Origin of the sequence: Micromonospora sp. TSRI0369, from assembly GCF_001905625.1 — a bacterium.
In the GTDB taxonomy this organism is placed as follows: Bacteria; Actinomycetota; Actinomycetes; order Mycobacteriales; family Micromonosporaceae; genus Micromonospora; species Micromonospora echinospora_A.
Genome location: NZ_LIVU01000001.1, coordinates 757,466 through 773,980, shown reverse-complemented (window position 1 = coordinate 773,980; position 16,515 = coordinate 757,466). Strand labels below are relative to the sequence as shown.

General features: G+C 72.3%; 20 protein-coding genes. 9 read left to right on the top strand and 11 right to left on the bottom strand.

All coding sequences use genetic code 11. The features are described from left to right. Positions 1 to 18: 18 nt before the first annotated feature. Together AMK25_RS03775 and AMK25_RS03770 are read right to left on the bottom strand one after the other, a co-directional pair. Entirely contained in the window at positions 19 to 738 is a 720-nt protein-coding gene (locus tag AMK25_RS03775) for a PP2C family protein-serine/threonine phosphatase (protein WP_013283512.1), read from the bottom strand. A gap of 93 nt (positions 739 to 831) precedes the next feature. Further along, positions 832 to 1,395: a helix-turn-helix domain-containing protein gene (locus AMK25_RS03770; protein WP_073826557.1), complete on the bottom strand. Its 564-nt coding sequence runs from the start codon at positions 1,393 to 1,395 to the stop codon at positions 832 to 834. Between the two features lie 57 nt (positions 1,396 to 1,452). Here AMK25_RS03770 and AMK25_RS03765 point away from each other — a divergent pair, with 57 nt between their 5' ends. Continuing rightward, complete coding sequence (locus AMK25_RS03765) at positions 1,453 to 2,667, top strand: benzoate/H(+) symporter BenE family transporter (RefSeq protein ID WP_073826554.1); 1,215 nt, start codon at positions 1,453 to 1,455, stop codon at positions 2,665 to 2,667. Between the two features lie 7 nt (positions 2,668 to 2,674). Here the strand turns inward: AMK25_RS03765 and AMK25_RS03760 are convergent, their stop codons facing one another. The 7 genes from AMK25_RS03760 to AMK25_RS03730 form a co-directional block, all read right to left on the bottom strand. Then, a complete protein-coding gene (locus AMK25_RS03760; RefSeq protein ID WP_073826551.1) occupies positions 2,675 to 4,582 on the bottom strand; it encodes a GGDEF domain-containing phosphodiesterase in 1,908 nt (635 codons plus the stop codon). Further along, positions 4,569 to 5,192 carry an RNA polymerase sigma factor gene (locus AMK25_RS03755; protein ID WP_116503360.1) on the bottom strand — a complete coding sequence of 208 codons (624 nt, stop codon included), beginning with the start codon at positions 5,190 to 5,192 and terminating at the stop codon, positions 4,569 to 4,571. The genes AMK25_RS03760 and AMK25_RS03755 overlap by 14 nt, the downstream gene beginning before the upstream one ends. Further along, positions 5,189 to 5,482 carry a hypothetical protein gene (locus tag AMK25_RS03750; protein ID WP_073826549.1) on the bottom strand — a complete coding sequence of 98 codons (294 nt, stop codon included), beginning with the start codon at positions 5,480 to 5,482 and terminating at the stop codon, positions 5,189 to 5,191. The genes AMK25_RS03755 and AMK25_RS03750 overlap by 4 nt, the downstream gene beginning before the upstream one ends. Before the next feature lie 235 nt (positions 5,483 to 5,717). Next, positions 5,718 to 6,083 (bottom strand): hypothetical protein, encoded by a 366-nt coding sequence (locus AMK25_RS03745; protein WP_073826547.1) that lies wholly within the window; start codon positions 6,081 to 6,083, stop codon positions 5,718 to 5,720. Positions 6,084 to 6,112: 29 nt separating this feature from the next. Then, the gene (locus AMK25_RS03740; RefSeq protein ID WP_026268772.1) at positions 6,113 to 6,361 is read right to left on the bottom strand and encodes a hypothetical protein; all 249 of its coding nucleotides are present in this window, start codon (positions 6,359 to 6,361) and stop codon (positions 6,113 to 6,115) included. A gap of 77 nt (positions 6,362 to 6,438) precedes the next feature. Beyond that, entirely contained in the window at positions 6,439 to 6,909 is a 471-nt protein-coding gene (gene mscL / locus AMK25_RS03735) for a large conductance mechanosensitive channel protein MscL (RefSeq protein WP_073826544.1), read from the bottom strand. 40 nt (positions 6,910 to 6,949) lie between these two features. Then, entirely contained in the window at positions 6,950 to 7,633 is a 684-nt protein-coding gene (locus AMK25_RS03730; RefSeq protein ID WP_073826541.1) for a FadR/GntR family transcriptional regulator, read from the bottom strand. 49 nt (positions 7,634 to 7,682) lie between these two features. On the opposite strand from AMK25_RS03730, the gene AMK25_RS03725 reads away from it, so the two are divergent. Further along, positions 7,683 to 8,951, top strand: coding sequence for an MFS transporter (locus tag AMK25_RS03725; RefSeq protein WP_073826538.1), 1,269 nt, complete (start codon positions 7,683 to 7,685; stop codon positions 8,949 to 8,951). 10 nt (positions 8,952 to 8,961) lie between these two features. On the opposite strand, the gene AMK25_RS03720 is transcribed toward AMK25_RS03725, so the two are convergent. Continuing rightward, complete coding sequence (locus AMK25_RS03720; RefSeq protein WP_073826535.1) at positions 8,962 to 9,318, bottom strand: STAS domain-containing protein; 357 nt, start codon at positions 9,316 to 9,318, stop codon at positions 8,962 to 8,964. 159 nt (positions 9,319 to 9,477) lie between these two features. On the opposite strand from AMK25_RS03720, the gene AMK25_RS03715 reads away from it, so the two are divergent. The 6 genes from AMK25_RS03715 to AMK25_RS03690 are packed head-to-tail and all read left to right on the top strand — an operon-like array spanning position 9,478 to position 15,058. Then, entirely contained in the window at positions 9,478 to 10,338 is an 861-nt protein-coding gene (locus AMK25_RS03715) for an STAS domain-containing protein (RefSeq protein WP_073826532.1), read from the top strand. Beyond that, a complete protein-coding gene (locus AMK25_RS03710; protein WP_073826529.1) occupies positions 10,338 to 10,748 on the top strand; it encodes an STAS domain-containing protein in 411 nt (136 codons plus the stop codon). The genes AMK25_RS03715 and AMK25_RS03710 overlap by 1 nt, the downstream gene beginning before the upstream one ends. Beyond that, a complete protein-coding gene (locus AMK25_RS03705; protein ID WP_073826527.1) occupies positions 10,745 to 11,164 on the top strand; it encodes an ATP-binding protein in 420 nt (139 codons plus the stop codon). The genes AMK25_RS03710 and AMK25_RS03705 overlap by 4 nt, the downstream gene beginning before the upstream one ends. Continuing rightward, positions 11,161 to 12,174 (top strand): SpoIIE family protein phosphatase, encoded by a 1,014-nt coding sequence (locus AMK25_RS03700; RefSeq protein ID WP_073827064.1) that lies wholly within the window; start codon positions 11,161 to 11,163, stop codon positions 12,172 to 12,174. The genes AMK25_RS03705 and AMK25_RS03700 overlap by 4 nt, the downstream gene beginning before the upstream one ends. Further along, on the top strand, positions 12,171 to 13,517 hold the full coding sequence (locus AMK25_RS03695) for an ATP-binding protein (RefSeq protein ID WP_073826525.1): 1,347 nt from the start codon (positions 12,171 to 12,173) through the stop codon (positions 13,515 to 13,517). The genes AMK25_RS03700 and AMK25_RS03695 overlap by 4 nt, the downstream gene beginning before the upstream one ends. A gap of 2 nt (positions 13,518 to 13,519) precedes the next feature. Next, positions 13,520 to 15,058 (top strand): SpoIIE family protein phosphatase, encoded by a 1,539-nt coding sequence (locus tag AMK25_RS03690; protein WP_073826524.1) that lies wholly within the window; start codon positions 13,520 to 13,522, stop codon positions 15,056 to 15,058. A gap of 47 nt (positions 15,059 to 15,105) precedes the next feature. Here AMK25_RS03690 and AMK25_RS03685 read toward each other — a convergent pair whose 3' ends face one another. After that, positions 15,106 to 15,894 carry a helix-turn-helix domain-containing protein gene (locus AMK25_RS03685; RefSeq protein WP_073826521.1) on the bottom strand — a complete coding sequence of 263 codons (789 nt, stop codon included), beginning with the start codon at positions 15,892 to 15,894 and terminating at the stop codon, positions 15,106 to 15,108. Positions 15,895 to 15,925: 31 nt separating this feature from the next. On the opposite strand from AMK25_RS03685, the gene AMK25_RS03680 reads away from it, so the two are divergent. After that, complete coding sequence (locus AMK25_RS03680) at positions 15,926 to 16,492, top strand: TIGR03086 family metal-binding protein (RefSeq protein WP_073826518.1); 567 nt, start codon at positions 15,926 to 15,928, stop codon at positions 16,490 to 16,492. Positions 16,493 to 16,515: the final 23 nt, after the last annotated feature.

Below are 16,515 nucleotides of genomic sequence, written 5' to 3'. Positions count from 1 at the left end.
ACCGGAAAGGCCGCCCGCTCACGCCTCGGTGACGTCCGAGATGACCACCGTCACGTTGTCCGGCGCGCCGGCCTGGTGGGCCAGCTTCACCAGTTGCTCGCCGCACTGCTGGCGGTCGCCGTAGGTGGCGAGCGCCGCCGCGATGGCGGCGTCCTCCACGTAGTCGGAGAGGCCGTCGCTGCACAGCAGCAGCCGGTCGCCGGGGAACACGGTGAGCGCCCCGACGGCGGGTGGCGCGTCCGAGCCCTGCACCGCCCGGGTGACCAGTGAGCGCTGCGGGTGGTGCCGGGCCTGGTCGCGGGAGAGCGCGCCCTGGTCGACGAGCGCCTGCACGAACGTGTCGTCGCGGGTGAGCTGGGTCAGCTCGTGGTCGCGCAGCAGGTAGCAGCGGGAGTCGCCGACCTGGGCGAGCACCAGGGTGTCGCCGGCGAGCAGGGCGGCGGTCAGCGTCGTACCCATGCCGTCCCGGGCCGGGTCGACGGTGATGGCCGCGCGGATGCGCTGGTTGGCGGTGCTGACCACGGCGCGCAGCGCGTCGGCCGCCTCGTCGGCGCCGGTGGGCGGCGTCAGCTCGTCCAGGATCCGGATGACGATCTCGCTTGCCACCTCGCCGGCGGGGAGCCCGCCCATGCCGTCGGCCACCGCCACGAGGCGGTCACCGGCGAGGGCGGAGTCCTCGTTGTTGGTCCGGACCAGGCCGACGTCGTTGAGGATGGCCGAGCGGAGGATGAGCGTCATGAGGACAAGCTTGCCAAGAAGAACGGCTCCGCGTCTCTACGCGGTGGCGGGTCTGCTGAAAGAAATGTCATCCGCTTGCATCCTGGGTATGTGTCAACTGTCCGGTGTGGACGGTCGAGGATAACGCAGCAGCAGGCTCGCGTGGACCTCCTCCTCGCCCACCACCGCGTACGTGTGCGGCACGTCGGAGATCCACCGCAGGTAGCCGCCCGGACCGGCGGTCAGCGGGGCGTCGACCGGGCCGGCGCGCAGGACGCCGGAGAAGACGGTCACATGCTCGGTCACCCCGCTGGAGTGGGCGGGGGAGAGCTGCGCCGGGCCCGGGGTGACCCACATCCGGTACAGCTCGTAGGTCGCCTCCCGGTCGCCGAAGACCTCCAGCAGCGTGGCGCCGACCGCGGCCCCGCGTACGGTCGGTGCCTGGTCGGGCGCGGAGAGTACGGCTGTCAGCGGTACGCCGAGCTGCGCGGTGATCGCGTACAGGGTCTCCAGCCGGGGATTGCGCACGCCGTTCTCCAGGCCGGAGAGCGTGGCCTTGCCGACACCCGCGAGACGGGCCAGCTCGGACAGGGAGATCCCGCGTTCCGCGCGCAGCGAGCGGATGCGCCGGCCGACCTCCTGCGCGCTCCGGTCACCGGCTGGTGGGACACCTGTCATGGGGCTATGGTGCTACACCGTGCCGTTCCGTAAACGGAACGGGCGGAGGGGGGAAGCATGGCCGGTCGACTCCAGCCGGTGCTGGCCGGCGTGGTGACCGCACTGGTCGGCTTCGCCAGCTCGTTCACAGTCGTCCTGGCCGGGCTGCGCGCGGTCGGCGCCGACCGGGACCAGGCGGCCTCCGGCCTGCTCGCGCTCTGCGTCGCCAGCGGCGCCTGCGCGGTCTGGCTCGGCCTGCGGCACCGGCTGCCGCTGTCGATCGCCTGGTCCACGCCGGGCGCGGCGCTGCTCGTGGCCACCGGGCCGGTCACCGGCGGCTGGCCCGCCGCGGTCGGCGCCTTCCTGCTCGCCGGCCTGCTGATCGTCGCCGCCGGACTGATCCCCGCGCTCGGCCGCGCGGTCGCCGCGATCCCCGCCCCGATCGCCTCCGCCATGCTCGCCGGGGTGCTGCTGCCGTTGTGTACGGCGCCCGTACGCGCCCTCGTGGAGGTGCCCCGGCTGGCCGGGCCGGTGGTGCTGGTCTGGCTGCTGCTGCACCGGTTCGCCCGCCGCTGGGCGGTACCCGGCGCGCTCGCCGTGGCAGTGGTGGCGATCGCGCTCACCACCTCCGGCCCGGCGCGGTTGGACGCCGCACCGGTCGTCGCGCTCACCGCGCCGGCCTGGACGCTGCCCGCCGTCGTCGGGCTCGCGCTGCCGCTGTTCCTGGTCACCATGGCCGCCCAGAACGTGCCCGGCACCGCGGTGCTCGCCGGGTACGGCTACCGGGCCCCGCTGGGCTCGGCGCTGCGGGTGACCGGGCTCGCCACCGCCCTCGGCGCTCCGGCCGGCGGGCACGCGGTGAACCTGGCCGCGATCACCGCCGCCCTGGCCGCCGGGCCGGACGCCCACCCGGACCCGAAACGGCGCTGGATCGCCTCGGTCACCGCCGGGATCGGCCTGGCGCTGCTCGGCCTCGGCGCGGGCGTGGCCACCACACTGGTGCTGCTCTCCCCGCCGGTGCTGGTCGAGGCCGTCGCCGGCCTCGCGCTGCTCGGCGCGCTGGCCGGGGCGGTCGCGGCGGCGGTGGCCCAACCGGACGCGCGGGAAGCAGCGGTGGTGACGTTCGTGGTCACCGCCTCCGGGATCAGCCTGCTCGGGGTGGGTGGCGCGTTCTGGGGACTGGTGGCCGGCTGGCTGATGCTGCTGCTGTTTCGGCGCCGCGCTGCAGTGCCCCCGCAGGCCGGGCCGTCCGAGGCGGAAGCCGCCCCGCCGCTTCCCAGCCGGACCGGGTGACGAACAGTCATCCCATGGCGGTCTGCTGAGGCGGCAACCGCAGTTCGAGTTCGATGCTCTGAACCTCCTCCTGACCCACCGTTATCGGTTCCGGTCGCCCGATCTGATAACCCTGCGCGAAGTCGACCTCCGCGGCACGCAGGAGATCGAGGGTCTCCTGGTCCTGGACGTACTCGGCGGCGACCCGGATGCCGAGCGTGTGGCACAGCTCGACGAGCGCCGACACCACAGCCTGATCGGCCGGCGACCGGCAGAGGTCGACGATGAACGCGCCGTCGATCTTCACCAGGTCCACCGGCAGATATTTGAGTTGGGCGAGCGCGCCGTATCCGGTGCCGAAGTCGTCGAGCGCCAGGTGGCAGCCGACTTCTCTGATCCCGGTGGCGAATGCCACTGCCTCGTTGCGATTCTCGATGAGCGCGGTCTCGGTGATTTCGAACGTCAGGCATTCCGGCTTGACGTGGTGCCGGTGGATCGCCTCGGTCACGAAGGCGAGCAGTCCCGGGTCGGCGAGCGACTTCCCGGAAATGTTGACCTGGTAATGGGAGGTCTGTGCCCCGCGGCCGATCAGTTCCAGAGCGTGGTCGATCACCCACTTGTCCACCGACAGGATCTCGCCGACCCGCTCGGCCATGTCGAGAAAGGCCCACGGCGCGACCGGCTCGCCGGTGTCGCTGCGAACGCGCAGCAGGATCTCGTGGCGGGCGACCTGATTGAGCCCGAGATCGATGATGGGCTGGGCGTAGAGGGCGAACCGGTTGGCCGCGACGGCGCGACGAATCCGCCGTCGGCACCGTTCCGTCCGTTCCCTCTCGGCGACCGGCTGCTCCAGCACCTTGACGGCAGTGGCGTTGCGGTGCGCGTCGCGGGCCGCGTGCTCGCCGTCCACGAGAAGGTCGAATCCGGTGTCCGGGATGTCGTTGCCGAAATGGACCACACCCGCCGAGGTGTTGAGCCGCAGTGGCTTGTGCCGGACGCTGAAGAGATGGTTCCGGAACTTGTCCACGATCCGGGCGGCCAGGGTCTCGGCGCTCTCCGCGTCGTCGCGGGAGGCGAGCAGCAGGCCCCACGAGCCGGAGCCCACCAGGCCGCTGGTGACGTCGTCCCCGACGACTGTGCGCAGGGTCCGGGCGATCTCCGCCGTCAGCTGGTCCCGGTCCTCGTCGGTGAGCGGCGCGTCGGGCAGCCGGGTGGCCGGCTCGGTCGCCACGACGATCAGGGCGCCGCCGGTGGTACGCCGGGCCCGGTCGACCTCGTCGATCACGTAGCCGCGGGTCTGGAGCCCGGTGAGCACGTCCCGTACGGCCGGGTCGGCGCCGAGCATCCGGCTGCGCACGGCGAGCCGGCGCTGCTCCTGGCGAGCGAGTTCGAGCGCGGTGATGTCCTCGCCCGTGGCGATGACGCCCACCGGCCGACCCGCGTCGGTCAGGATCTCGAGGTGGCAGTACACGTGGCGGATGCTGCCTCCGGGCTGGACCACCCGGAAGCCGATCTCGTCGGGGCGGCTCTGCTCCCACGCCGTCCGCGACGCGGCGAGGACGCGCTCGACATCGGCGGGATGAACGAGTTCGAAGAGCGCCCGCGGAGTGAGGCGGAGCGTTCCCGGCGCGTGTCCGACGATCATCGCCATCTCGTCCGACCAGGAGAGCCGCTCGAAGCGCTCCGGCCTGCCGTCACCGAACAGCCAGGTGACGGTGCCCTGCTTCGCCAACTGGGCGGCGCGGGTGACCCGGGTGGCCTCGTCTGCGTCCCAGGTCAGCGGATCGGCAAGATCGGTGTCCACGATGATCTGGTAGCCCTCGGCGAGGGAGAGGTCGTGCTGACTCTGCACGGTCCGCGCGACACGGCGGGCGCGGGCGAGCTCCAGAGGGCTGGGTGTGGTCTCGGCGAGCGCCAGGATGTCATCGAGATCCACGGCTGGCCCCCTGCCGCCGGTCGCTCTCCGATCGGGTGAAGCCGGCTTTCTCCGCCAGTTCGCACAGCCCTTTCTTGGCGGCGGCCTTGTAGGAGCGGACGCTGTTCTCGGTCAGTCCGAGGATGCGGGCGATCTCCTGGTTGGAGAAGCCCTCCTTCGACATCTGGAACACTTCGGCGTGCCGTACCGGCAGCTGGTGCAACCAGCCGCGCAGCGTCTCCTGTGCCTCCCACGCGTCCGCGATGTCCGAGTGGGACGACGGCGGGAGGTCCTCCGGCGCCACCGCGGCTTCCCGCCGGCGCCGTTCCTGGTCCTTCAGCATCTTGAACCGCGCCGTACGGACGATCCAGCCGGCCGGTTTGACGTGGTCGCGAAGCTTGGACCACTCGACCCGGCCGTGCAGAAAGGCTTCGTGAAGTGCGTCCTCCACCGCCTGGCGGTCCCGGCATCTCGCCCGGAGGATCCGTTCCACTGTGTGGTACGAGCCTTCGGTGAATTCGGCGAACTCCCGGTCGTGAACGGCCTTCAGGCGGGCCGCCTCGGCCTCGCGCAGAGCGTCGTTGTCGTCGGGATCCGGCGTCAGAGCGGCTGTGCCCTTGATGTCGGTCACGCCGCCTCCTCGACGGGCCCGGGCTTCGACGTGCTGCGCCCGCCCAGCTCGACCTCCCGATGCCCGTCGCGATCGCGTTCCACGATCCGTACGACGTCGTGGTCGGCCTCCGCGAGCCGGATCAGCCATGTCACCCGGGCTGTGGTGCGTGTTGTCGCCTCGCGTTCCTCGTTCATCCGGGCGCGGTATGCCACGTAGGCCCGCACCAGGCCCGCCACCACTGCGGCGACGGCAGTGGCCACGGCCACCACCTGATATCCGGTGAGCGGTTCCGCCAGCGCTTCGTTCATTGTTCCCCCTCGGCCCCCTTGGTTCGCCAATTACTATCCGTGGCGAGAGGCCGATGTAGATACCAGAACACGCGCAATGTTTTTGAAGATCAACGATCAAGTCGTTCATCAGCGATTAAAGCGCAAAGTCATGGCATTGAGACTCTGCGCAAGGGGATTGACGGGCGGCTTTTCCGGGGCAACTTGCATTGATCACCTATTACTGCGGGTGACAAATCCATCACCTCGGTGGGCGTCACTCCTCGGCGGGAAGCTCCGCAGCCGGAACGGTGAGGCGTACCGCGCCGTCGCCCACCGAGGCGATCCGGTCGGCCAGTACGTAGACCGCGCCGGTGCGGACCAGTTCGGTGGAGACCTTGAGATAGCCGTCGCGCAGCAACCGCGCGGCCAGGTCGGCCGGTACGTCCGGCTCCTCGACCGCTGCCGACTCGATCAACTCGTCCAGGCTGCTGCCCGGGTCGACCGGCGCGGGCGCCTGCACGGTCACCGCGGCCGGGTCGCCGCGCTGGACGAGATCGACGGTGCCCACCTCGACGCCCGCGGAGTCGACCACCCGCATGCCGGTGGTGACCCGGGAGACGGTGTCCTGCTGCTGGCTCATACGGCAGCGGTTCCCGGGTCACGCGGGCGCTAAACGGACGGGGCCCAGCCGCCCGGCGGGCGGGGGGACAGCTCGCGCCAGGTGTCGGTGCCGTCCAGCAGCGCCCGGACCGTCTCCTCCGCCTCCTCGACGCTGGCGTGCTCGTAGAACCGGGAAACCCCCTCGGCGCCGCCGGCCCGCTGCTCCACGTGCCAGCGGTCGCCGTCCACCCGGAGGAAGACGTCGCGCCGGGCGAGCCGTCCCCATTTCCCGTTCCACCAGTGCCTGCGCTGCTCCATGCCCGGACTCTATCGAACATGTGTTCGATACACGTCGGCCCCCGCGGGATTCCCGCGAGGGCCGATCGGTTATGGCGTCAGCGCGGCGCGGGCGGCTCCTGCCGGCGGCCGAGCACGTCGTCCAGGGCGCTGCGCTGGCCCGGCGTGCCGTGGTTGCCGGCCAGCAGCGCGTCGCGGATCTCGGTGAGCAGCTTGACCTCCTCGCTCGGGGCCGAGGGCGGCGGCTCCTCGCCGCGCTTGCGGCGCTCGGCGAGCCGGTTCATCGGGTAGACGACCAGGAAGTACAGCGCCGCCGCGGTGAGCGCGAACGTGATCACCGCGTTGACGAAGGCCACCCAGTCGAACGGGATGCCCCGGAACGTCGGCGTCGAGCCGGTGAGCCCGTTCTTGCTGCCCGTGATCAGCGCGATGAACACGCGTACCAGTGGTTCCAGGAACGACTTGGTGAGCTGGGTCACCACGCCTGTGAAAGCCGCGCCGATGACGACACCGACCGCCAGGTCGACGACGTTGCCGCGCATGATGAAGTCTTTGAAGCCCTTGAGCATCCGTACTCCCGTGCCCTGATGAGTCTGCGTCGGGGACAACCTATGCCCCGGCGGGCCCTTCGAGAAAAGCACCGGCCTCGATCGCCGCCCGCTGCGGGTCGCCGGCCCGGATCGCCTCCACCAGCCGGCCGTGATCCACGTACCGCTCCGGGGTCAGCGCCTCGCCCATCGCCTGGGCCACAGTGCTGCGCAGCGCGGCGCCAACCGAGGCGTACAGCTCGGCGAGCATGGCGTTGTGCGCGGCGGCCACCACGGCCGTGTGCAGCGCGGCGTCCGCCTCGACGAACTCGTCCACCCGGCCGCCGCGCCAGGCGGCCTCCCGGGCCGCGAGCGCGCCGTCGAGCGCCGCCAGGTCCTCGGGGGTACGCCTCAGCGCGGCGAGCCGGGCGGCCTCCACCTCGAACGCGCGCCGGACCTCGATCACCTCGGTCATCCGGTCGTCGGTGAGCCGGCGGGCCACCACCGGCGCCAGCTCGTCTGTCGACACCACGTAGGTGCCGGAGCCCTGCCGGCACGCCAGCACCCCGGCGTGCACGAGCGCCCGGACCGCCTCGCGGACCGTGTTGCGCCCCACGCCCAGCTCGGCGACCAGTTGCGGCTCGGTGGGGATGCGCCCGCCCACCGGCCACTCGCCGCCGAGGATGCGCTCCCGGAGCTGCTCGATGGTCTGGCGGACCCGGTGACCGCGCGGCGGCACGGCGACGGAATCCACGGCGGGTGTCACGGGTTACACCTCATGCCGAAATTCATCCCATGATTGTAGGTTCGAGGTCATGACTCCGCCACCTGCGCCCGCCGCGACAGTGCCCGCCCCGGGCGTCGCATCCGCGGTCACCCCCACCCCGGCGCCGCGCGCGGTCCGGGGTGGTCTGCTCGTGCTGACCGGGATGCTGCTGGTCGCGCTGAACCTGCGGGCGGCGGTGACCAGCCTGGGCGCCCTGCTCGACGAGGTCCGGGTCGGCCTCGGTCTCTCCGGGGCCATGGCCGGCCTGGTCACCACGCTGCCCACCATCGCGTTCGCCGGGCTGGGCGCGCTCACCCCGTGGCTGGTCCGCCGCTGGGCCGCGCCCCGGGTGCTGGTGCTCGCCATGCTGGCGCTCACCGTCGGGCAGGTGCTGCGCGCGCTCACCGGCTCGGCGGCGGTCTTCGTGCTCACCAGTGCGCTCGCGCTCGCCGGCATCGCGGTGGCGAACATCCTGCTGCCGATGCTCGTCAAGCAGCACTTCTCGCACCGCACCGGGCTGGTCACCGGGGCGTACACGATGGCCCTGACGGTGGGCACGACGGTGGCCGCCGCCGCGGCGGTGCCGGTCGCGCACGCCTTCGGCTCCTGGCGGGCCGGACTCGGCGTCTGGGCCGGGCTGGCCGCGCTGGCCGTACTCCCGTGGGTGCCGCTGGCGCTGCGGGCCCGCGCCGCGCGACGGGCCGCGCCCCCGGCGGTGGCGGTCGCCGCCCCGGCGCGGGTGCGCCCGGAGCGGACCCGGCTCGGCTGGGCCATGGCTGTCTACTTCGGGGCGCAGTCGCTCAGCGGGTACGCGATCATGGGCTGGCTGGCCCAGCTCTTCCGGGACGCCGGGTACCGCCCGGAGGCGGCCGGGCTGCTGCTCGCCGGGGTGACCGCGCTGGGCGTGCCGGTGGCGCTGATGATGCCGACGCTGGCCGGCCGGCTGGCCACGCTCCGGCCGCTGGTGTTGTCACTCACCGTGTTCTCGGCTGCCGCGTACACCGGTCTGGCGCTGGCCCCGCGCGGCCTGGCGCCGCTGTGGGTGCTGCTGCTGGCACTCGGCCAGGGCGCGTTCCCGCTCATCCTGACCACGATCGGGCTGCGCGCCCGGACCGCCGAGGGCACCGTGGCGTTGTCCGCGTTCGCGCAGAGCACCGGGTACGTCATCGCCGCGCTCGGGCCGCTGCTGGTGGGCATCCTCTACGAGGCGACCGGCGGCTGGACCGCCCCGATCGGCTTCCTGCTGGTGGCGCTGGCCGTGCAGACGGCGGCGGGCATGGTGATCGCCCGTCCCCGCTACATCGAGGACGAGCGCTGAGCAGGACCGGTCAGGAGGAGGTCGTGGTTGGTTCGCCCGCGACGGCCTCTTCCACAGTCGGGTACGTGTGCAGCACCTCGACCAGCCCGCTGACCTCGAGGATGCGCAGCACGCCGCGCTGCGGAGCGGCCAGCCGGACGACGCCGCCGGCCTCGTCACAGTTGTTCTTCGCCCGGACGAACACGGACAGACCCGTGGAGTCGCAGAACGACACCTCGGCCAGGTCGAAGACCAGGCGGTTGCGCCCCTTGTCCAGCAGATCCGTGATCTGGTCCTGCAGTTGCGGTGCCGTGGCCATGTCCAGCTCGCCCGCGACCGACACGACGACCACGTCGCCGCGCTGTTCCGTGTGCACCGTCAAGGACATTCGTCGACCTCCTGTGTTCGGAGGAACGGTATCCCACGTCGGGTCCGCCGCGCAGAACGGGAGCGGTACAGGTGTGGGCGATCATTTCTTTGCTCCGCGACAAGTAGTCCACCGGCCTCCGGTGATAGAGTCCGCCCGTCCAAATCAGGGAGGTCAACCATGGCGTTGAGCGCCGAACAGGGTGATCGGCTCGCCCACCTGCTCACTGAGCACGCGGAGCGGTTGACCAGTCGCTGGACCGAGATCGTCGCCGGTTCGCTGCGCGGTCGTCTGAGCCGGGCCGAGCTGACTCGCCAGGTGCAGGAGCTGCACCGCGCGCTGATCGACGCCGGCCGGCATGGCGTCTCCGACCTGGCCGGCGAGCACGGCGGTGAGCTGCGCGCGGTGCTGTCCGAGCTGTCCACGAACCGGGCCCGGCAGGGGTTCTCCGCGACCGAGACCGCGATCAGCGTCTTCGCCTTGAAGGACTCGCTGCTGGAGCTGATGGAGGAGGAGAAGGGCGACAACACCCTTCGTGACTTCGTCGCCTACTCCGCGCTCATCGACCAGATGGGCCTGTTCACCTTCGAGACGTTCGTCCGGGCCCGGGAGAGCCTGATCGCCGACCAGGCGGAGCAGTTGCTGGAGCTCTCCACCCCGGTGGTCAAGCTCTGGGAGGGCGTGGTCGCCGTCCCGCTGGTCGGGACGCTGGACTCGGCCCGAGCCCAGGTCGTGATGGAGCGGCTGCTCCAGACCCTGGTCGACACCGGGTCGCCGTACGCGATCATCGACATCACCGGCGTGCCGGCGGTGGACACCCAGGTCGCGCAGCACATCCTCAAGACCGTTGTGGCCGCCCGGCTGATGGGCGCCGACTGCATCATCTCCGGCATCCGCCCGCAGATCGCCCAGACGATCGTGGCCCTCGGCATCGAGTTCGGCGACATCGCGACCAAGGCGAGCCTCGCCGACGCGCTGCGCCACGTGCTGCGCCTGACCGGGGTCGAGACCACCGCTCGCCGCCCGCGCCGGGAGTCCTGATGGAACGGGTGCCGATCCTCAAGATCGGCGACATCCTGCTGGTCTCCATCCAGGTCGACATGTCCGACCAGACGGCGATCCAGCTGCAGGAGGACCTGGCCGAGCGGATCGTCGCCACCGGCTGCCACGGCGTGATCATCGACATCACGGCGCTGGACATCGTCGACTCGTTCGTCGGCCGGATGCTCTCCACCATCGCTTCCATCTCCAAGGTGCTGGACGCCGAGACGGTGGTGGTCGGCATGCGCCCGGCCGTCGCCATCACGCTCGTCGAGCTGGGGCTGTCACTCAACGGCATCCGTACCGCGTTGAACGTCGAACGCGGCATGGAGCTGATCGCGGCGAGCCGCGCCGACGAGTGGGACGAGGCGGCCGACGAAGAGGGCACCGACACGACGGCGACGGCATGACCACCGGCGTCGACCTCGGCGTGCCGGCGACGCAGGCGATCCGCAGCGACGAGGACGTGGTACGGGTCCGGCAGTTGGTGCGTACCACCGCCGTCGCGGTCCGGCTCTCCCTGGTCGACCAGACGAAGCTGGTGACCGCCGCCAGCGAGCTGGCCCGCAACACGCTGATCTACGGCGGCGGGGGCCGCGCCGAGGTGAGCACCGTCTCCGACGGGCGACGGCGCGGCGTGCGGATCCTCTTCGCCGACGAGGGGCCGGGCATCCCCGACCTCGACCTGGCGCTGACCGACGGCTACACCACCGGGGGCGGACTGGGCCTCGGGCTCAGCGGGGCCCGCCGGCTCGTGGACGACTTCGACATCCAGACGGCTGTCGGCGAGGGGACGCGGATCACCGTCACCAAGTGGTCGCGATGATCGGCGACGTGGTCCCCGACCACGGGATGTGGTTCCGGATCGACAACGGCGCGACCGCCGGCGGCGTACGCCGGGCCGCCGAGCGTCTCGGCCGGCAGCTCGAAATGAGCGCCGAACGTGTCGCGGACCTGGCCATCGTCACCGCCGAGATCACCAGCAACCTGGTCAAGCACGCCCGCGAGGGCGCGCTCCTGATGCGTCCGGCGCGCCGGGCCGGACTGGCCGGGGTGGAGCTGGTGGCCATCGACTCCGGCCCCGGCATGGCCGACCTCACGCTCTCCTCGGTCGACGGCCACTCCACCGCCGGCACGCTCGGCATCGGCCTCGGCGCGATCGTCCGGCAGGCGAGCCGGTTCGACGGCTACTCGATGCCCGGCCGGGGCACCGTCCTGGTCGTCCAGCTCTGGGACGTCGCACCGCCGGAGCCGGACTGGGCGGCCGGACTGGCCCGGCCGATCACCGGGGAGCAGAGCAGCGGCGACGGGTACGCGGTCCGCGAGGTCGACGGCCGCCGCCAGGTGCTGGTCTCCGACGGCCTCGGCCACGGGCCACTGGCCGCCGCCGCGACCGGGGCCGCCGTGTCCGCGTTCCGCTCCGCGCCCGACGGGCCGCCGGACGTGGTGGTGCGGCACCTGCACGCCTCCATGTCGCACACCCGGGGCGCGGCGCTCGCGGTGGCCGAACCGGATCCCGCCGCCGGGCTGCTCCGCTACGCCGGCCTGGGCAACATCGCCGCGATGATCGTCACACCGGGCGAGCGGCGGCGCGGGCTGGTCTCGCTGCCGGGCATCGCCGGGCACCAGCGTCCGACGATCCGCGGGTACGACTACCCCTTCTCGCGCGACGCCACCCTGGTCATGCACAGTGACGGGGTGGTGGATCGCTGGGACCTGGACGACTACCCCGGGCTGGCCGGGCGCAACCCGTTGCTGACCGCCGCGACGCTGCTGCGTGACGCCGGCACCCGCCGCGACGACGCCTGCGTCCTGGTGGCGCGGGGGGCGGCATGACCGAACCCCTTCTGCACCTCGCACTCCGCGTCGAGCAGGACATCTTCCTGGTCCGGCAGCGCGGCCGGGAGGTGGCCGCGGCGGTCGGGCTGGAACACCAGGACCAGGTGCGGATCGCGACCGCGCTGAGCGAGGTGGCCCGGGAACTGCTGCGCGGGTCCGACGGCGCGGACGTCATGTTCGCCCTCGACCGGGACGCCGTGGGCCGCAGGGTGCTTCAGGTGGACCTGTCACCGCTGCGTCCGCTGCCCGGCGGCCGGTACGAGCCGCAGTCCGGCGCCGTCGCGCGTCTGGTGGACACGTTGCGGGTGGTGGCCGTCGAGGGCGATACCGTCGTGAGGATGTCCAGACGGGTGCCCGACCACGCCGAGGAGTTGACGCCGGAACGCGCCGGCCGGCTCCGGGCCGAGCTGGCCGAGCGTGCTCCGGGCTCCGCGCTGGACGAGCTGGCCGCGCAGAACTCCCAGCTCATCGCGGCCCTCGACGAGGTGCGCAGCCAGCGCGACGAGCTGGAGGTGCTCAACTCCGAACTGCAGGAGACCAACCGGGGCGTGATGGCGCTCTACAACCAGCTCACCGAGGAGCTGGAGGAGACCAACCGGGGCGTGGTGGCGCTCTACGCCGAGCTGGAGGAGAAGTCCGCGCAGCTGCGGGCCGCGAGCGAGTCGAAGAGCCGGTTCCTGGCCAACGTCAGCCACGAGCTGCGCGCGCCGGTCACCGCGATCATCGGACTGGCCCGGCTGCTCGCCGACTCCGCCTCCGACCCGCTCACCGGCGAGCAGGCCCGCCAGGTGGGGCTGATCCGGTCCTCGGCGGGCGACCTGCTGGGGCTGGTGAACGAGCTGCTCGACCTGGCGAAGGCGGAGTCGGGCCGGATCGAGCCGGAGTGGTCCGAGGTCGACCTGCGCGCGGTGTTCGGGCAGCTGCGCGGCACGCTGCGGGCGCTCACCACCCGCTCCGAGGTGGAGCTGGTGGTCGAGGAGCCGCCGGCCCCGGCGACGCTCCGCTCGGACGAGGTGCTGCTCGCCCAGGTGCTGCGCAACCTGCTGCACAACGGCCTGAAGTTCACCGAGCGCGGCGAGGTACGCCTGCGCGCCGAGCGCCGGGGCGAGCAGTGGACGCTCTCGGTCACCGACACCGGCGTCGGGATCCCGCCCGAACTGCACGAACGGATCTTCGAGGAGTTCTACCAGGTGCCCGGCACGACGCGGGTCGGCGGCACCGGGCTCGGCCTGCCGTACGCGCGGCGGCTGGTCACGCTGCTCGGCGGGACGCTGGAGCTGAGGAGCGAAACCGGCCGGGGCAGCACGTTCACAGTGTTCCTTCCCGCGGGCGGAGCGTGACGGTGGACAGCGGGGCGGTGACCGTGCTGGTGGTCGACGACAGCGGCCCCAAGCGGTACCTGCTGGTGAACTGGCTCACCCGGGCCGGTTTCGTCACCATCGAGGCGGAGAACGGCACGGAGGCGCTGGACCGGGTGGCCCGGGAGCACGTCGACCTCGTGGTGCTCGACGTGCGGCTGCCCGACATGAGCGGCTTCGAGGTGTGCGAACGGATCAAGGAAACGCACCCGTACATCCCGGTCATCCACGTCTCCGCTCACGCGGTGGACGTGGTCGACCGGGCCCAGGGTCTCACCCGGGGCGCGGACGCCTACCTGGCCGAGCCGATCGAGCCGGAGGAACTGGTCGCCACCGCGCACGCGGTGCTGCGCTACTACCAGGCCCGGCTGCGTGCCGAGCAGCTCGCCGAGCGGCTCGCCGCGCTCGCCGACGCCACAGTGGAGATGCACGCGACGCCGAACTTCGTCCGGCTGCTGGAGGCGGCCGCGAGCGGCGCGGCACGGATCTTCAAGGCCCCCGCGGCGGTGGTCGCCGAGACGTTCGACGGGGACTGCCTGGCCGGGGTGGCGGTCGACCCGCACACGCCGGCCAGGATCGTGCCGTGGGTGGTGGACGACACCGGAGTACCGATCGGCACCCGGGTACGCGTCGACGACCCGGGCAACTGGGCGCTGACGGGCTGGCCGGACGGGGACACGGTGACGGTGGCCGCCTCCCGGCTGCGGGAGGACCGGGCCCCGCTGTACGTGGTGGTGCCGACCGCCACCCAGACCGTCCGTACGCCGGTGCTGGTGCAGCTCGCCCAGGCCGTCGCCTCGGCGGTGGAGGCGCAGCGGTCCTTCGACGAGGAGCACCGCATCGCTGTGACGTTGCAGCGCAGCCTGCTGCCGCAGCGCCTGCCCGACGTCGTCGGCCTGGACCTGGCCGTGCGGTACGAGCCGGCGAGCGCGCAGACCGAGGTGGGCGGCGACTTCTACGAGCTGGTGATGCTCGACGGGCACCTGCTGGTGGCGATCGGTGACGTGGCCGGGCACTCGCTGCACGCCGCCACCGTGATGGCCGAGTTGCGGCACGCGGTGCGCGCGTACGCGGTCGAGGGCCATCAACCCGGGGTGATCCTGGACCGGGTCAACGAGCTGATGCGCAACCTGCTGCCGACCGAGCTGGCCACCATCTGCGTGCTGCTGCTGCACCCGCCGACCGGGCTGGTCCGGCTGGCCAGTGCCGGGCACCTGCCGGCGTTGCTGAGTCGCGACGGCCGGGTCGAGTTCGTGTCGCAGTCCGCGCCGCTGCTCGGCGTGCGCGCGCCGCGCCCGCCGGACCTGGAGTTCGTGCTTCCCGCCGGGGCGACGCTCGTGCTCTACACCGACGGGCTGATCGAGCGACGGGACGCCACCATCGACGACGGGATGGCGGCGCTCGGCGTGGCCGCCGCCCGGGTGGACGACAACCTGGACGAGTTCTGCCAGCGACTGCTGGTCGAGCTGGCGCCACCGGAGATCCAGGACGACGTCGCGGTGGTCGCGGTCCGCCGCCGCTGAGCTGCCTGTCACGCTGCGTCACCGTCACCGTCGGTGTGCGCTGCGCGTCACTGTCTCAGGGACGCCAGCGAGCGGGCGTACGCCGCGGGCGAGACCCCGGCGACGGCGGTGAACTCGCGGACCAGGTGGGCCTGGTCGGCGTACCCCAGGTCGGCGGCGACCCGCGACCAGTCCAGCGGCCCGGCGGCGGCCTGTTCGATCGCCTCCTGGAGCCGGTAGCGGCGGATCACCCACTTCGGACCGACGCCGACGTGGTCGAGGAAGAGGCGCTGGAGCCGGCGGACGGAGACGCCCCGCCGCCGCGCGAAGTCGGTCACCCGCAGCACGGTCCGGTCGGCGCGGATCTCCTCGACCAGCGCGGTGGCCTCCGCGTTGAGCGGATCCGCGACCGGCGACCACGAGGTCAGCAGCTCGTCCAGCCTCGCGCAGCGCTCGTCGTCGGTCCCCGGGCAGATCGGCCCGTCGGTGATCGGTACGCGCCGGCCGGTCAGCTCGGCGACCGGACGCCGCCAGAACGGCCGGAAGCCGCCCGGGCGGAACTGGACGCCGGAGACCCGGCCGACGCCGTGCAGCGTGATGGCGAACAGGCCGGTGTCGACGCCCGCGATCTCACCGTGTTCGGCCGCGCCGTCCTGCGCCTGGAACACCACGTTCACGGTCGGGTGCGGCACCACCCGTTGCTCGAACGGCTCGTCCAGGTCCCAGTCGATCAGCCAGTAGTGCTCCACCCACCGGCGCAACGCCGGTGCGGCCATCCGGCGGCGGAACCGGACCTGCCGGCGCATCCGGCCCGGATCGAGGATGCCCCGGTTGTCACGCCTCGGTTCGTGTCGCATTTCTTCAATACCACCCTCCTAGGCTGCCCCTATGAGCACGAAGACTAGTGAGCTGCTCGCCGTCGCGGCGCCGCGTACGGTCGCTGTGGTTCGCGGCATCTCCGACGAGCAGCTCGGCCTGCCCACCCCGTGCCCCGACTACACGGTGCGTGACCTGCTCGGTCACCTGTTCGACGTGGTGGTCAACTTCCAGGCGCTGGCCCGCCGGGACACGGTGGACTGGTCCGGCAAGACCGACCACCTGACCGACGGCTGGCGGGACCGGTTCGCGACCGAGGCGGCCCGGTTGACCGAGGCGTGGTCCGACCCGGCCGCGCTGGAGGGCGTCTCGCCGGGCATGGGGCTGTCACAGGAGACGGTCGGGTCGATGGCCCTGATCGACCTGACGGTGCACGGGTGGGACCTGGCCCGCGCCACCGGCCAGGAGCTGACAGCGGACCCGGCCGTGGTGGCGGCGGGGCACGAGTTCATGGACCGCATGGGCGACACCGGGCAGAAGATGGGCGCGTTCGGCCCGCCGGTGCCCACCGAGGCGGCGCCGACCAGCATGGACGCGTTGCTCGGCCGGGCCGGGCGCAACCCGGCCTGGACCCGCTGACCCGAACGGCCCGCGTGGTCCCG

Coding starts and splice junctions, on each gene's coding strand:
- AMK25_RS03705 (WP_073826527.1), top strand. CDS start 10,745: ATGACCACCGGCGTCGACCTCGGCGTGCCGGCGACGCAGGCGATCCGC.
- AMK25_RS03715 (WP_073826532.1), top strand. CDS start 9,478: ATGGCGTTGAGCGCCGAACAGGGTGATCGGCTCGCCCACCTGCTCACT.
- AMK25_RS03775 (WP_013283512.1), bottom strand. CDS start 738: ATGACGCTCATCCTCCGCTCGGCCATCCTCAACGACGTCGGCCTGGTC.
- AMK25_RS03770 (WP_073826557.1), bottom strand. CDS start 1,395: ATGACAGGTGTCCCACCAGCCGGTGACCGGAGCGCGCAGGAGGTCGGC.
- AMK25_RS03710 (WP_073826529.1), top strand. CDS start 10,338: ATGGAACGGGTGCCGATCCTCAAGATCGGCGACATCCTGCTGGTCTCC.
- AMK25_RS03720 (WP_073826535.1), bottom strand. CDS start 9,318: ATGTCCTTGACGGTGCACACGGAACAGCGCGGCGACGTGGTCGTCGTG.
- AMK25_RS03745 (WP_073826547.1), bottom strand. CDS start 6,083: ATGAGCCAGCAGCAGGACACCGTCTCCCGGGTCACCACCGGCATGCGG.
- AMK25_RS03680 (WP_073826518.1), top strand. CDS start 15,926: ATGAGCACGAAGACTAGTGAGCTGCTCGCCGTCGCGGCGCCGCGTACG.
- AMK25_RS03740 (WP_026268772.1), bottom strand. CDS start 6,361: ATGGAGCAGCGCAGGCACTGGTGGAACGGGAAATGGGGACGGCTCGCC.
- AMK25_RS03685 (WP_073826521.1), bottom strand. CDS start 15,894: ATGCGACACGAACCGAGGCGTGACAACCGGGGCATCCTCGATCCGGGC.
- AMK25_RS03695 (WP_073826525.1), top strand. CDS start 12,171: ATGACCGAACCCCTTCTGCACCTCGCACTCCGCGTCGAGCAGGACATC.
- AMK25_RS03700 (WP_073827064.1), top strand. CDS start 11,161: ATGATCGGCGACGTGGTCCCCGACCACGGGATGTGGTTCCGGATCGAC.
- AMK25_RS03750 (WP_073826549.1), bottom strand. CDS start 5,482: ATGAACGAAGCGCTGGCGGAACCGCTCACCGGATATCAGGTGGTGGCC.
- AMK25_RS03765 (WP_073826554.1), top strand. CDS start 1,453: ATGGCCGGTCGACTCCAGCCGGTGCTGGCCGGCGTGGTGACCGCACTG.
- AMK25_RS03725 (WP_073826538.1), top strand. CDS start 7,683: ATGACTCCGCCACCTGCGCCCGCCGCGACAGTGCCCGCCCCGGGCGTC.
- mscL (WP_073826544.1), bottom strand. CDS start 6,909: ATGCTCAAGGGCTTCAAAGACTTCATCATGCGCGGCAACGTCGTCGAC.